This window comes from Roseitalea porphyridii (assembly GCF_004331955.1).
In the GTDB taxonomy this organism is placed as follows: domain Bacteria; phylum Pseudomonadota; class Alphaproteobacteria; order Rhizobiales; family Rhizobiaceae; genus Roseitalea; species Roseitalea porphyridii.
Map to the genome: position 1 here is coordinate 2,778,073 of NZ_CP036532.1, position 13,120 is coordinate 2,791,192.

A 13,120-nucleotide genomic window follows, 5' to 3' on the forward strand; every position below is an offset into this window, starting at 1 on the left:
ATCGGGCAGGAAGGCGGCGGCATGCGCCGGGCGGCGCCGTTATTGCGCCAACTGGCCGGCCGACGCAAGCGGCCGCGGCGCCGGCGTTAACCATTGCGACGGTTCGTGAAAGAAACCCTTAACCATGATCCTTAACAATCGTTAGGGTCGGGCGACGCACGACCGACAGGGTGAGGGTTGGACGGACGATGATGACGATCGACAGCGAAGCCAGCGAACGGCGTCCGCGCCGCACGATCCGCAACGATGACGGCACGGTCTCCGCGCTCGACGGCACGGTGATCGTCAACAGCGCGTTTCAGCCGGTGTTCCGCCATTTCGAGGACCGGCTCTATCCGGTCGCCTTCGAGGCGCTGGCGCGCCCGTTCCGGAACGACACGCCGCTTCTGCCGGACGCCTATTTCGGTCAGGTGCCGGTGACCGAACTGCGCGCGGTCGAGGCGCTCGTGCGCCATATCCACGTGCAGAACGCCCGCCACCTGCCGCACAACGCAAAGCGGCTGTTCCTGAATTTCCATCCGGCCGGACTGGGTTCGCCCGGCCGCTTCGAGGCCGATCTGGACGCGCTCGGCGCCGATCTCCGGCAGGTTGGCGTCAGCCCGCGCGATCTGGTCTGCGAGTTCACCGAACATCGCGAACAGGACGAACATGACCTCAAGCATTTCGTCTACGCGTTGCGCGCGCGCGGCTATCTGATCGCGGTCGACGATTTCGGCGCCGCCTTCTCCGACCCCGCCCGCATCGCCCGGCTGACGCCGGACATCGTCAAGATCGACGGCGCGGTGGTGCGGCGGCTGCTGGCCGCCGAGGAGGGCTTCGACGAGCTCAAGCGGCTCGTCGACGGGTTTCGCCGCGACGGCATCCGCTGCGTGCTCGAGGGCCTTGAAAACATGCGCCAGATCGAACTGGCGCGCCGCACCGGCGCCCATTTCCTGCAAGGCTACGCGCTCGCCGCGCCGCAGTCCGCGCCCGGCCATTTCGAGCCGCTGATGGCGGCCTATCGCAGCGAACCGGGCAGCGATCTGGTCAAGGCGCTGCGCTGAACAGCGGCGCTGCGCGGCACCGAGACCGAAGCGCCCCTGAACCGGCGATCATTTTTTCTGTTTTGACTTCGCCGGCCGTGCACCGCAAACGCATTGGCATGCTCACGCTCTGGTCGATGCCCTCGTCAGGCAACTCCTACAAGGTGCGGCTGCTGCTCGCCCATCTCGGCCTGCCGTTCCATCATGTCACCGCCGAGCACGGCTCGAACGTCACCCGAAGCGCGGCGTTTCTCGCCCTCAATCCGGCGGGCAAGGTTCCGCTTCTTGTTCTCGATGACGGCCGGACGCTGCGCGAATCGAACGCCATCCTGCTCTATCTGGGCCGCAACAGCCGCTTCGTGCCCCACAATGCCTACGACCGTGCCCTGTGCCACCAGTGGATGTTCTTCGAGCAGTACAATCACGAGCCTTCGGTCGCCGTGCGCATCGCCATCCTGACCTATCCGGACCTTGCCGACCGCCGCCGCCCCGAAATCCTCGATCCCCTCCTGGAGAAGGGACACGCGGCCATGACGCTGATGGAAACGCAGCTTTCGCAAACGCCGTTCATCGCCGGCGAGACCTTCACGGTCGCCGACATGTGCCTTTACGCCTACACCCACTGTGCCGGCGACAAGGGAGGCTTCGAGATGCAGCGCTTCCCGGCCATCAACGCATGGCTCGAGCGCGTCGCCTCCGAGCCCGGTCACGTCACCCTCGACTGGTTGCCGCCGGACAAGGACGGCAACACGGCCGGCACCTAGGCTCTGCCATCTTTTCGCCACAGAATTTCCCACGGCCCGGCCCAATCCGATCCTGTTGGCGCCGCAAAGCGTAACTATCCGTGATCATGAGACGAATCGACTGTCCGGGCGGCTGGGAGCACGGAACATGTTCATGGACTACGCAAGCCATCGCGCCGACCGGCGCCGTTTCAATCTGGCAAGTTCCGCCGTGCTGATCGGCGGGTTCGTGTTCGCCACGCTGATCGCCCTCGTCGGCCTCGCCTCGGCCGCCGCCGCGTCCCCGGTCGTCATGCTCGATACCGATGCGCTGGCGACCATGCTCGCCGCGCCGTCCCTTCATCCCGCCCCGTTCGCGCCCAGCCGCGAGATGCTGCTCGGCCTGATGAGCGTCGCCCTTTTCGCCATGAGCGCCGGCGCGTTCGCCTTCTGGCGCGGGCTCGAACAGGACTGGCGCGACCGGCCCGGCGCCGCCGCCCGCACCCGTTGACGGCCCGGCCCTTCAAGCGTTTTTGAAGCCGCGCCCCTTTCGGCGTCGCCCCGGCGACCTAGGTTCTGGAGTACTGGAACCGATCTCCGGAGACCGATCATGCCCCGCGCCCGACTGACGACCGCCATCACCTCGCTTGCCCTTGTGTGGGCCGCGCCAGCCCTTGCCCAGGACATGCAGGTGACCACCGAGGACGGCATCGCGCTGACCGTGCAGACCGTCGCCGACGGCCTGACCCATCCCTGGGCGGTCGAGGTGCTGCCCGACGGGGCGCTGCTGGTCACCGAACGCGAGGGCGCGATGCGCATCGTCCGCGACGGCGCGCTGTCCGAACCGATCGGCGGCCTGCCGGAGATCGCCACGCGCGGCCAGGGCGGCCTGCTCGACGTTGCGCTGGCGCCCGATTACGCCGACACGCGCGAAGTCTATTTCACCTTCTCCGAGCCCGGCCCGGGCGGCGCGGGCACCGCGCTCGCAAGGGGCGTGCTGACCGGCGCCGACACGAATGCGCCCGCGCTCGACAATGTCGAGACGATCTTCTCGATGAACGTCAAATCCTCCGGCGGCCGCCATTTCGGCTCGCGCACCGGCTTCTGGCCGGACGGCACCGTCTACGTGACGACCGGCGACCGCGGCGAACGCCCCCGCGCGCAGGACATGGACGACCATGCCGGCGCGGTGATCCGCGTCAACCGCGACGGCTCGGTGCCCGCAGACAATCCCTTCGTCGGCCAGGACGGCGTCGCGCCGGAGCTGTGGTCCAAGGGCCACCGCAACATCCAGGGCGCCGACATCGATCCTGAGACCGGGCTCTTGTGGACCGTCGAGCACGGCGCCCGCGGCGGCGACGAGATCAACCGTCCCGAGGCCGGGCTGAACTATGGCTGGCCGGAGATCTCCTACGGCCGGCACTATTCGGGCATGCGCATCGGCCAGGGCACCGAGGCGCCGGGCTACGAGCAGCCGATCCATTACTGGGACCCGTCGATCGCGCCTTCGGGTCTTGCGGTCTATGACGGCGAAATGTTCCCCGAATGGCAGGGCGATCTGTTCGTCGGCGCGCTCGCCGGCCAGCTTCTGTCGCGGCTGACGCGCGACGGCGATGCGAACATCACCGGCGAGGAGCAGCTGTTCGAGGGCGCGCTCGGCCGTATCCGCGACGTCGATGTCGCTCCCGATGGCGCGCTGCTGCTGGCCATTGACGCCGATCCGGGCCGGATCGTAAGGGTCGCACGCGAACCCGCATCGTAAACGCGCCCTCCAAGAACCCCGGACGATCCCATGAAATGGCTCTTCGGCCTGCTGCTCGTCGCCGGCGCCCTTGTCGCCGTCGCCGGCACGATCTTCATCTTCTTCGGCCGCGAGCAGACCTGGCGGACGATCGCCGGCGACCCCGATCTCGGCCCGTTCGATCTGACCGCGCCCGAGCGCTCCGGACGGCCCAATGACGCGCTGCTGTGCACGCCAGGCCTGTGCGATGGGGCGGCAGTCGACGCCGAACTGCCCGTCTACGCGATGGCGCCGGGCGACCTGATCGACGCGCTGCGGCAGGCGATCGAGGCGCAGCCCGATCGCAAGCGGCGGGTCGACGACGGCAGCGATGCGGCCGCTTTGCGCTACGTCACCTGGACCGAGACGATGCGCTTTCCCGACACCAACCAGTTCCTTGCTGTTGATCTGGGCGAGGGCCGCACCGGGCTGATCGCCTATGCGCGCGCCCAGCTCGGCTATTCGGACGCCGGCAACAACCGCGCCCGCCTCCAGCGCTGGACAGGCGCTTTCCCGGCCGCAAATCCGTCGGGCGATTGACACGGGTCAAGGCGCCCGCCTGATCCCTTGCCATTGTCTTCCGATCACCCGGTCGCAACCGGTGCGGCCGGCGGAATGCAGTCGGCTTGCCGAGCTGCAAGGGAGGCAAACATGGACCCCAGGAAAGACCGAACCCCGACACCGGGAACAAACGATGAACCGCGCGACCCGGCGCGCAGGCGCACGATGATAGCCGGCCTGGGCGCGCCGATTGCCCTGTCGGCCCTGGCCGCCACCGCCACGGCGCAGGACGACAACGCGGCCGCGGGCATTGTCGACGGCCAGGTCGCCATGGTCACCGGCGCCGCCCGCGGCATCGGGCGCGCCATCGCCGTCGCCTATGCGCGCGCCGGCGCCGACATCGTCGCGCTCGACATCGCCGATGCCGAGGCCTATCGCGACGTGCTCGGATACCGGCTCGGCTCGCAGGCCGAACTGGACGAAACCGCCGCCCTGATCGAGGCCGAGGGCCGTCAGGTTCTTGCCATCAAGGCCGACGTCTCCGACGCAGGCGCCATGCGCACGGCGGCATCGGAGGCGCTCAAACGGTTCGGCCGGCTCGACATCGTCGTCGCCAATGCCGGCGTCGGCGGCGGCGGCCCGATCCATGGCGTATCCGACGCGCACTGGAAGACGGTGCTCGACATCAATTTGACCGGCGCCGCAAACACGATGAAGGCGACGCTTCCCGCGATGATCGAACGGCAATCGGGACGGTTCATCGCCATCACGTCGGTGGCAGGGCGGATGGGCGCGGGCGGTCAGGCCGACTACGGCGCGTCGAAATGGGGCCTTGTCGGTCTGGTCAAATCCGCCGCGATCGACGCAGGGCCGCACGGGATCACCGTCAACGCGATCGCTCCGACCGGCGTGCGCACCGGGATCTTCGGGCAACTCATGGACGATACGGCCTGGATGGCGGGGTTCGAGACCTTCCTGAACCAGATGCACACCCTGCCGGTCGGCATGCTTGAGCCCGAGGACATGACGGGCGCCGCCCTGTTTCTGGCCTCTCCCGCCGGGCAGTACATCAGCGGCGCCGTCATCGACATGGCAGCCGGCATGAACGCCCGCTACACGGCCTGAGGCGCCCCTACCCCGCCCAGGCCGCGCGGCCTTCGGCGAGAGCCTCGGTCTCGGCGTCGATCAGCGCGCGGATTTCGGCGAGCAGCGGATGGGCGTCGGTGCGCACCTTGCCGTAGTGCAGGTTGAACCGGTAGTCGAAGTCCGGCGCGTTCGCCCCTTGCGTGTGCTGCAGGATCGTCTCGAGCTTGTCGAACCCCTTGGCCAGCACCGCCTCCGGCGTCGAGGCGGCGGCATATTCGTCGTAGAGCGCCCGGAACTCGGTTCGCAACGCGTCAGGCAATCGTTCGGTCAGCCGGTGGAAATCGGCGCGCTCGCGCGCATCGCGCCCATCGTCCGCCCTCTGGTGGATCGCCGGCACGTCGCCCTCGTAGATTTCGCCCAGATCGTGGATGATGACGAGCTTGAGAAGCCGCAGCGGATCGATGTCGGGCACAAGGTCTGCGAACGCCAGAACCGTCAGGCACAGCCGCCAGCTATGCTCGGCGACGCTCTCCTGCCGCCCGCCCGCGGTCACCCCGGAGCGCAGCGTGTCCTTGAGCCGTTCGGCCTCGCGCAGGAACGCAAGCCGGGTCTCGAGATTGCCGGCATCCGGTCCCATGGCAGCTCCGTCTACGACTTGTCGGGCTGCGGCGGCCACAGCCGGTCCCAGCTCTGCATGGTCTCGTCGAACTCGCCGTCGCACTCATCCTTGACGCGCATCTCGCGCAGCACGAAGCCCTCGTTGAAGCCGACCATGCCGATGTCCCAGCGGTTGAAGACGCCGCAATCGCCAAGCCCGCGCCCCCTGAAGAAGGCGGTCAATTCGTCTGTCTCGTCGTCCCAGACCGCGTTCCAGGCGACCATTTCGGCGCCCGGGCCGTCCTCGGTCATCACCGGCAGGGCGAGACGGTAGTAGGTCCCATCGATCTGCTTCCAGAAGGCGAACGGCGCGTTATAGGCGCCCGCCGATCCGCAGCGCAGGCCGACGAGCCGTATCTCGTCGGTGATCTCGGCGGTGAACCCGCCGAGCGGATCGGGAACGGCGCCGTCGAAATCGGCGCATGGCGCGCCGACCCCGTCATAGTAGCGCTGCAATCCGGCCGGCACCGCGCCCAGATCGGCGAGCGTCTCGTCGACCGCCGCGCCGGGCGTTTCGGGCGTATCGGCCACCGTTCCGATGGCCTGAAGCGCGTCCTCGCGGCCGACCCGGCCCTGCACCTCGTCCATGAAGATCGCGCCCGCCACCACGCCGGCCAGCGAGAACTGCGCGGTCGCCTGTCCGTTGCGGGTACGATAGGTCACCTGCAGCCGCTCGCCCGCCTTGGCGGCGGCGAACAGCGCCCGCACCGCCTCCTGGTCGTCATAGGAATATTCGGCGATCGCCGCGCGATAGGAAAAGGCGCCGACCGGCACCGTCAGTTGCTCGGTGCCGTCGATCACGAAGCGCACTTCCGAGCCCGCCGCCAGCGCCTCGCGCATCGTCAGGTAGAGCGCGACCGGCGCCTCGAACGCGGCCGCCCGGCGGAAGCCGACCGTATAGAGCGTCACGCGCGGATTGGTGATGTACAGATCGCAGCGCAGCGTGTTGGTGCACGAGACGTTGACGTCGCGGATGCGCTTGAACTCGCGCGCTTCGGCCGGCCCCGGCAATGCCGTCGCCAGCATCGCGCCAACGAGCGCGGCGAGGATCATGAAGGTCGATGGTCTGGTCGGACGCGGCAAGGGCGCACTCCTGCTGTTCGGCTCGATCCTAACATAGGCCTTTGCGCGGCCGTGATAAGTGGCCGTGTGTCACACCGATTTGTGAACCGGCGCCGCGCCGGGCGCAACCTGCCGTCCGCGCCGCAATGCCACCGTGACAAGTTCCCGCTTGCCCGGACCGGGAGCACGTGGCACCGGCTTGGGGTCACCCGTTTGCCGAACCGATGGACCGCCATGAACCGCGCTGCCGCCAATGGCCTGTTGCTGATCACCGGTGCCGTCTGGGGCATGGGCTTCGTCGCCCAGTCGACGGCGATGGAAGCGATCGGCCCGGTCTTCTTCACCGGCCTGAGGTTCCTCGCCGCGGCCGTCGCCGTCGCTCCGCTGGCGCTGTGGGAGGGCCGGCGCGCGGCCGCAAGGGGAAGCGCGCCGCTGACACCGCGCCAGTGGCGCAATTTCGCCCTTCTCGGCGCGATCCTGTTCTCCTCGCTCGCCGCCCAGCAGATCGGCCTTCTGACGACGACGGTGACCAATGCGGGCTTTCTGACCGGCACCTACGTGGTCATCGTGCCGATCGTCGCGGTGGTGCTGTTGCGCGAATTTCCGCATCCGGTCGTCTGGCCGGCCGCGCTCGTCACGCTCACCGGCATCGGGCTCCTGTCGGGCGGCCGTCTCGACGGGCTGACCGAGGGCGATCTGTGGACGCTCCTGTGCGCGCTTCTGTGGGCATTCCACGTCATCGCGCTCGGCCGCTTCGTGCGCGGCGCGCCGCGCCCGTTCACGCTGGCCTTCACCCAGTTTCTCGTCTGCGGGGTGATCGGCTGCGTGCTGGCGCCGGCCTTCGAGACGGTCGCCCTCGCCCCGATCGTCGCCGCCGCGCCCGAGATCCTGTTCGCCGGCGTCGTGTCCGGCGGCGTCGCCTTCACGCTGCAGGCGATCGCCCAGCAGCACACCACGGCCCCGCAGGCGGCGATCTTCATGTCGACCGAGGCGCCGTTCGCGGCGCTGTTCGGCGCGCTCATCCTGGCCGAGCGGATCGCGCCGATCGGCCTTGTCGGCTGTGCGCTGATCTTCCTTGCCATCCTCGCCGTCGAACTGGTCCCGATGCTGCGCCCGGCCCGTCCGGCGCCCGCTCACGAACCGTAACCGCCATCAAATCCGCCATCGGATCGCGTCCGCGTGATCGGCCCGGGACGGGCTGGCGCCCCGGCGTGCCCGATTCTGGACAGATCGTGGCGCGCGCGACGCCTTGATCGTCCGGCTCTTTTGGCGCTCCCGACGCCGATCATGGCAGCGAGGCATCAATCATGGCGGCAATAAGGCACTGATTTCGCTGACTTTTGGCAACCGAACGTGAATTGCGCGGCGACCGTCTTCGCCCCAGCTTCCGGTCTGTCGACGCCACCGCACCGGACGACCGGACGGACGGCGCCGGCACCAAACGGGAGACAGAAAGGACCTGATGATGAAACGCACACTGACAGCCGCCATGGCCGCCGCCGCCCTGATGGGCACCGCCCTTTACGCCCATGCCGGCGAAGGTGAGGGCGTGGTCGCCTCGATCGACCCCGAGACCCGCATGGTCGTGCTCGAAGACGGCTCGACCTGGACGGCGGCCGAAGAGGTCGACCTCTCCGGCGTGGCGCCCGGCGATATGATCTCCGTCGTCTACACCGACGGCACGACCACGCTGACCGAGGTCACCAAGGTCGAGTAAGCGGCCGGACGGGCCGGGCGGCCGGCTTCGACCGGTCGCCCACCACCCCGGCGGCGGCGAACGCGGCGGAATTGCGGCGCTTTTTGAGCTTTTTCAAGCCACTGAAAACAAAGCGCTTTAGCGGAATCCCACTTGCCGGTTCATACGCTTTCGGCTAGTCATCGATTGCCCGGCAGCAAAGCGGAACACGCGAGCTGAGCCCGGGTTTCATTCAGGAAACACGAAGATGAGGAAGCTCGTCATTGCACTTGCGGCAGCGCTTGCCGCGACCTCCGCCGCCGTTGCGGCGCAGATGGAAGCCGTCATCGAGAGCATCGATGCCGACACGCGCACGGTCGTTCTGGAAGACGGCAGCGAACTGCTCGTCGCCGAGGGTATCGACCTGTCGGCCATCGAGGCCGGAGCGACGGTCATGATCACGGTCGACGACGCGACAAACGAGGTCACCGAGATCGTCGGCCAGTAGGCCGCTGATCGCCGGCGGCGCCACAGGGCGTCGCCGGCACGGCCCTTGCGCCGTACATTTGGCCATTCTTCAGGGCTGAACCGCCCGCTCCTCCATGACAAGATGCAGGTCCGGCCCGTCATAGGGGTGGGCGCGGGCGACCTCCTCGTTCAGCGCGACACCGAGCCCCGGCTCGGTCGGCACCAGCGTGTAGCCCTCTTCGAGCACCAGCGGCCGGTTGATCAGATCGGCATGAAAGCCCGTCCAGTCCTTGATCGCCTCCAGGATCAGGAAGTTCGGCAGCGTCGCGGCGAGCTGGATGTTCGCCGCCGCCGCGATCGGGCCGCAATAACAGTGCGGCGCGACCAGCGCGTGATGGGTCTCGGCGATCGCGGCGATCTTCTTGGTCTCGAGAATGCCGCCGGAGCGGCCGAGATCGGGCTGGACGATCTGCGCCGCGCCCAGCGCCAGCAGCCGGGCGAATTCGTACTTCGTCGTCAGTCGTTCGCCGGTCGCGACGGGGATCGAGGTCTTCGCCGCGAATTCGGCCATCGCCTCGGGCATGTCCGGCGGCACCGGCTCCTCGAACCACAGCGGATCGTAGGGCTCGATGGCTTTGGCCATCCGCGCCGCGCCCGAGGGCGTGAACTGGCCGTGAGTGCCGAACAATATGTCCGCGCGCGTGCCGACCGCCTCGCGCACCGCGGCCACCATCGCCGCCGACCGTTCGATGTCGGTCAGCAGCGGCTGGTGCGGATCGAGGACGGTGTAGGGCCCGGCCGGGTCGAACTTGACCGCCGTGAAGCCGCGTTTCACCCATGCCAGCGCCGCCTCGGCCGCCATGTCCGGATCGTTGTAGACGTTGCGGCCCGCCGTTTCGGCCGGATAGATCGAGCCGGTCGCGGGATAGAGATAGGTGTAGGACCGCAGCCGCTCATGCACCGCACCGCCGATCAGCTTGTGCACCGGCTGGCGAGCATGCTTGCCGATGATGTCCCAGCAGGCCATCTCCAGCGCCGAAAAGCACCCCATCATCGACACGTCCGGCCGCTGGGTGAAGCCGGACGAATAGCAGCGCCGGAAAAAGGCCTCGACGTCGTGCGGGTCGCGGCCGACCAGGTGCCGCTCGGCCGCATCGACGATCATCGCCGCCGTGACCCTCGGCCCGAAGGTGGCGTTGTAGGCTTCGCCCCAGCCGACGACGCCTTCGGAATCGGTCAGCTTGACGAACAGGAAATAGCGCCCGCCGGGCGTGCCCTCGGGCGTGCCGACGATGAAGGTGTCGATGTCGGTGATGGTGGGCATGGCTGGCTTTGAATGGTGAATGGTGAATGGTGAATGGTGAATGGTGAATGGTGAATGGTGAATGGTGAATGGTGAATGGTGAATGGTCCGCCTGACCCGCGGTCGACGCAACCCTGTTCACTATTCACCACTCACTATTCACTTCCTTCAGAACACGATCACATTCCGCAAGCCCTGCCCGGCCCGCGTCGCGGCGATCGCCTCGTTGATCTGATCGAGCGGGTAGCGGCCGGTGACGAGCGAATCGAGGTCGAGCACGCCGTCCCGCCACAGCGCGGCAAGGTGCGGCACGTCGCGGGCGACCGACGCCGAGCCCATCTTCGAGCCGATGATGCGCTGGCTGAAGCCGGCGAAGCTGGCCGGGTTGAAGGCGATGTTGACGTCGCTCGCCGGCATGCCGACGATGACGACGGTGCCGTTCTTGCCGATATAGCTCGCCGCGCTTTCGAGCGCCGCCGGGGCGCCCGAGGCGACGAAGACGAAGTCCGCGCCGCGCCCGCCGGTCGCCGCCGTGACGATGTCGACGGCGTCCTCGTGGAACGGGTCGATCGCGCGCGTCGCGCCGAGCCTGAGCGCGGCGTCGAGCTTTTCGCGCGCGAGATCGATGGCGATGATCGAGGCGGCGCCGGCGATCCGCGCGCCCTGCACCGCGTTCAGCCCCACCCCGCCGCAGCCGATCACCACCGCATGCGCGCCCGCCGGCATCTTCGCGGTGTTGGTGACCGCGCCGACGCCGGTGATCGCCCCGCAGGCGAGCAGGCTGGCCGAGGCGAACGGCATGTTGCCGCCCACCGCGACGAGCTGGCTTTGTTCGACCACGAGCTTTTCGGCGAACGCGCCGGTGCGCAGGCCATGGCCGATCGGTGCGCCGGTGCCGTCGGTCAGCGGCGATGTCCGGTCGAGATCGAACACGGTCTCGCAAAGAAAATCGTGACCGCCCGCGCAATAGTGGCAGCCGCCGCACGAGCGGATCAGCGTGACCACCACGGGATCGCCCGGCTTGACGCGCGTCACCCCCGGCCCGGTCGCCTCGACGATGCCCGCCGCCTCGTGGCCGAGCACCATCGGCACCGTGCCGCCCCAGCCACCATCCGCATAGGTGATGTCCGAATGGCAGATCGCGCACGCCTTGACCGCGACCAGCACCTCGCCGGGCCCCGGATCGGCGAGCGTGACGGTCTCGACGCGCATCGGCTCGCCGAAGGCGCGGGTGACGGCGGCGCGGATCGTCTGCGGCATGAACGGCCCTCCCCCGGCCGGTCGCGTCGGCCCATCCAAACACCGGCGCGCGCGTCTGTCGTTTCGGTCAGGCGACATGGCGGGTCGACTTTGCGCCAATGGCGGGCCGAAAGGCGTCGGTCGGCGAATTCATACGGTCGCGGCACATCAATTCTTAAGCCCGCTCCGGTAATCCCGAGCGAGCAAAGACGAATGAAGCGGGTGATTTCCATGACGACAAGCAGACAATGCAGGGCCTGCAGGAACGGCGCGCGGTTCGACGTGCCCATCACCATGGCCTTCCAGCCGATCGTCCATGCCGAGACGGGCGACGTCTTCGCCTACGAGGCATTGTTGCGCGGCGCCGACGGCGCCGGCGCCGGCGCGATCATGGCGCAGGTGACCGACGAGACGCGCTACGTGTTCGACCAGACCTGCCGCACCACCGCCATCGAGGTCGCCACCAAGGTCGGCCTGCCGGAGACCGGCGCGCTGTTGTCGATCAACTTCCTGCCGAACGCGGTCTACGAGCCGCGCGCCTGCATCCGCCTGACGCTCGAGGCGGCGATGCGCACCGGCTTTCCGCTCGACCGGATCATGTTCGAGTTCACCGAGGTCGAACGGCTCGACGCCGAGCACCTGCTCAACATCCTGCACGCCTACCGCTCGCTCGGCTTTCACACCGCGATCGACGATTTCGGCGCGGGCTATGCGGGGCTCGAACTGCTGTCGCGGTTCCAGCCCGACATCGTCAAGCTCGACATGGCGCTGGTCCGCGACATCGACACCGAGCCGGTCAAGCGCGGCATCGTGCGCCATATGGTGCGGATGACCGGCGATCTCGGCGTGCGCCTTGTCTGCGAGGGCATCGAGACGGCGGCCGAATACGCGGTGCTGCGCGATCTCGGCGTCACGCTGATGCAGGGCTACCTGCTGGCGCGGCCGGCAATGGAGGCGCTGCCGACGCCGCGCCGTCCCGACCATGTGCCGGCGCTTGCCGCAGCGGGTTGACGCACCGCGCGGTTCCCGGCAACCAGAGGGCCGGATCGCGACGGGACACTTCCGATGAACGAGGACACCGCGCCGCGCGGCGCGCTCACCTTGCGCACGCTCGCCATGCCGGGCGACGCCAACGCCGCCGGCGACATTTTCGGCGGCTGGGTGATGGCGCAGATGGACCTGGCCGCCGGCATCGCCGCCGCCGAGCGGGCGCGCGGCCGCGTCGTCACCGCGGCGGTCAACGAGATGGCCTTCAAGAGCCCGGTCCGGATCGGCGACACGCTGTCGATCCACGCCGAGGTCGAAAACGTCCGCCGCACCTCGATGGTGCTCTACATCGAGGCCTGGGCGCAGCGCTATCTTTCCGAGGACAGCGAGCGCGTCACCTTTGCCCGCTTCACCATGGTCGCGCTCGATGCGACCGGCAAGCCGACCCCGATCCCGCCGGAGCGTTAAGCCGGCTTCCTTCTCCCCGCCCGGCGGGGAGAAGGTGGGCCCGAGCGTGGCGAGGGGTCGGATGAGGGGCGGAGCAAAAGCGAGCAGCTCTACACCACCGACGATATCTTGCCCCTCACCCCGCTGCGACCAGCGCCCGCTGCGCGCACG

Annotated in this window: 15 protein-coding genes; 11 read left to right on the plus strand and 4 right to left on the minus strand. The window is 68.4% G+C overall.

Annotated features, from left to right (window positions below):
- The first annotated feature begins 188 nt into the window (after nt 1-188).
- The 6 genes from E0E05_RS13485 to E0E05_RS13510 all read left to right on the plus strand — a co-directional run bounded on the left by E0E05_RS13485 (nt 189) and on the right by E0E05_RS13510 (nt 5,150).
- A complete protein-coding gene (locus E0E05_RS13485; protein WP_131617190.1) occupies nt 189-1,043 on the plus strand; it encodes an EAL domain-containing protein in 855 nt (284 codons plus the stop codon).
- Between the two features lie 98 nt (nt 1,044-1,141).
- Nucleotides 1,142-1,786, plus strand: a complete 645-nt coding sequence (locus tag E0E05_RS13490) for a glutathione S-transferase family protein (protein ID WP_131617191.1) — start codon at nt 1,142-1,144, stop codon at nt 1,784-1,786.
- A gap of 133 nt (nt 1,787-1,919) precedes the next feature.
- A complete protein-coding gene (locus E0E05_RS13495; RefSeq protein WP_131617192.1) occupies nt 1,920-2,255 on the plus strand; it encodes a hypothetical protein in 336 nt (111 codons plus the stop codon).
- A gap of 99 nt (nt 2,256-2,354) precedes the next feature.
- Nucleotides 2,355-3,506: a PQQ-dependent sugar dehydrogenase gene (locus tag E0E05_RS13500; protein ID WP_131617193.1), complete on the plus strand. Its 1,152-nt coding sequence runs from the start codon at nt 2,355-2,357 to the stop codon at nt 3,504-3,506.
- Nucleotides 3,507-3,536: 30 nt separating this feature from the next.
- The gene (locus E0E05_RS13505) at nt 3,537-4,064 is read left to right on the plus strand and encodes a DUF1499 domain-containing protein (RefSeq protein ID WP_131617194.1); all 528 of its coding nucleotides are present in this window, start codon (nt 3,537-3,539) and stop codon (nt 4,062-4,064) included.
- 186 nt (nt 4,065-4,250) lie between these two features.
- Nucleotides 4,251-5,150, plus strand: coding sequence for an SDR family NAD(P)-dependent oxidoreductase (locus E0E05_RS13510; RefSeq protein ID WP_158629373.1), 900 nt, complete (start codon nt 4,251-4,253; stop codon nt 5,148-5,150).
- A gap of 7 nt (nt 5,151-5,157) precedes the next feature.
- Here E0E05_RS13510 and E0E05_RS13515 read toward each other — a convergent pair whose 3' ends face one another.
- Both E0E05_RS13515 and E0E05_RS13520 read right to left on the minus strand, forming a co-directional pair.
- Entirely contained in the window at nt 5,158-5,748 is a 591-nt protein-coding gene (locus E0E05_RS13515) for an HD domain-containing protein (RefSeq protein ID WP_131617196.1), read from the minus strand.
- Between the two features lie 11 nt (nt 5,749-5,759).
- Nucleotides 5,760-6,851, minus strand: coding sequence for a DUF1176 domain-containing protein (locus E0E05_RS13520; RefSeq protein ID WP_131617197.1), 1,092 nt, complete (start codon nt 6,849-6,851; stop codon nt 5,760-5,762).
- Nucleotides 6,852-7,064: 213 nt separating this feature from the next.
- On the opposite strand from E0E05_RS13520, the gene E0E05_RS13525 reads away from it, so the two are divergent.
- From E0E05_RS13525 to E0E05_RS13535, 3 genes are all read left to right on the plus strand, one after another.
- Nucleotides 7,065-7,976 (plus strand): DMT family transporter, encoded by a 912-nt coding sequence (locus E0E05_RS13525; protein ID WP_131617198.1) that lies wholly within the window; start codon nt 7,065-7,067, stop codon nt 7,974-7,976.
- Between the two features lie 316 nt (nt 7,977-8,292).
- The gene (locus tag E0E05_RS13530; RefSeq protein WP_131617199.1) at nt 8,293-8,547 is read left to right on the plus strand and encodes a DUF1344 domain-containing protein; all 255 of its coding nucleotides are present in this window, start codon (nt 8,293-8,295) and stop codon (nt 8,545-8,547) included.
- A gap of 226 nt (nt 8,548-8,773) precedes the next feature.
- The gene (locus tag E0E05_RS13535; protein ID WP_131617200.1) at nt 8,774-9,013 is read left to right on the plus strand and encodes a DUF1344 domain-containing protein; all 240 of its coding nucleotides are present in this window, start codon (nt 8,774-8,776) and stop codon (nt 9,011-9,013) included.
- Nucleotides 9,014-9,082: 69 nt separating this feature from the next.
- Here E0E05_RS13535 and E0E05_RS13540 read toward each other — a convergent pair whose 3' ends face one another.
- Both E0E05_RS13540 and E0E05_RS13545 read right to left on the minus strand, forming a co-directional pair.
- Entirely contained in the window at nt 9,083-10,297 is a 1,215-nt protein-coding gene (locus E0E05_RS13540) for a mandelate racemase/muconate lactonizing enzyme family protein (protein ID WP_131617201.1), read from the minus strand.
- A 147-nt stretch (nt 10,298-10,444) separates the two neighbouring features.
- Nucleotides 10,445-11,536, minus strand: coding sequence for a zinc-binding dehydrogenase (locus E0E05_RS13545; protein WP_192900411.1), 1,092 nt, complete (start codon nt 11,534-11,536; stop codon nt 10,445-10,447).
- Between the two features lie 210 nt (nt 11,537-11,746).
- Here E0E05_RS13545 and E0E05_RS13550 point away from each other — a divergent pair, with 210 nt between their 5' ends.
- Nucleotides 11,747-12,526, plus strand: a complete 780-nt coding sequence (locus E0E05_RS13550) for an EAL domain-containing protein (RefSeq protein WP_131617202.1) — start codon at nt 11,747-11,749, stop codon at nt 12,524-12,526.
- Nucleotides 12,527-12,580: 54 nt separating this feature from the next.
- Nucleotides 12,581-12,970 (plus strand): acyl-CoA thioesterase, encoded by a 390-nt coding sequence (locus tag E0E05_RS13555; protein WP_131617203.1) that lies wholly within the window; start codon nt 12,581-12,583, stop codon nt 12,968-12,970.
- The last annotated feature ends 150 nt before the right edge of the window (nt 12,971-13,120 follow it).

Bases quoted from the DNA above. Each gene is read 5' to 3' on its own strand.
- E0E05_RS13485 (WP_131617190.1), top strand. From the start codon at position 189: ATGATGACGATCGACAGCGAAGCCAGCGAACGGCGTCCGCGCCGCACG.
- E0E05_RS13490 (WP_131617191.1), top strand. From the start codon at position 1,142: ATGCTCACGCTCTGGTCGATGCCCTCGTCAGGCAACTCCTACAAGGTG.
- E0E05_RS13495 (WP_131617192.1), top strand. From the start codon at position 1,920: ATGGACTACGCAAGCCATCGCGCCGACCGGCGCCGTTTCAATCTGGCA.
- E0E05_RS13500 (WP_131617193.1), top strand. From the start codon at position 2,355: ATGCCCCGCGCCCGACTGACGACCGCCATCACCTCGCTTGCCCTTGTG.
- E0E05_RS13505 (WP_131617194.1), top strand. From the start codon at position 3,537: ATGAAATGGCTCTTCGGCCTGCTGCTCGTCGCCGGCGCCCTTGTCGCC.
- E0E05_RS13510 (WP_158629373.1), top strand. From the start codon at position 4,251: ATGATAGCCGGCCTGGGCGCGCCGATTGCCCTGTCGGCCCTGGCCGCC.
- E0E05_RS13515 (WP_131617196.1), bottom strand. From the start codon at position 5,748: ATGGGACCGGATGCCGGCAATCTCGAGACCCGGCTTGCGTTCCTGCGC.
- E0E05_RS13525 (WP_131617198.1), top strand. From the start codon at position 7,065: ATGAACCGCGCTGCCGCCAATGGCCTGTTGCTGATCACCGGTGCCGTC.
- E0E05_RS13530 (WP_131617199.1), top strand. From the start codon at position 8,293: ATGATGAAACGCACACTGACAGCCGCCATGGCCGCCGCCGCCCTGATG.
- E0E05_RS13535 (WP_131617200.1), top strand. From the start codon at position 8,774: ATGAGGAAGCTCGTCATTGCACTTGCGGCAGCGCTTGCCGCGACCTCC.
- E0E05_RS13540 (WP_131617201.1), bottom strand. From the start codon at position 10,297: ATGCCCACCATCACCGACATCGACACCTTCATCGTCGGCACGCCCGAG.
- E0E05_RS13545 (WP_192900411.1), bottom strand. From the start codon at position 11,536: ATGCCGCAGACGATCCGCGCCGCCGTCACCCGCGCCTTCGGCGAGCCG.
- E0E05_RS13550 (WP_131617202.1), top strand. From the start codon at position 11,747: ATGACGACAAGCAGACAATGCAGGGCCTGCAGGAACGGCGCGCGGTTC.
- E0E05_RS13555 (WP_131617203.1), top strand. From the start codon at position 12,581: ATGAACGAGGACACCGCGCCGCGCGGCGCGCTCACCTTGCGCACGCTC.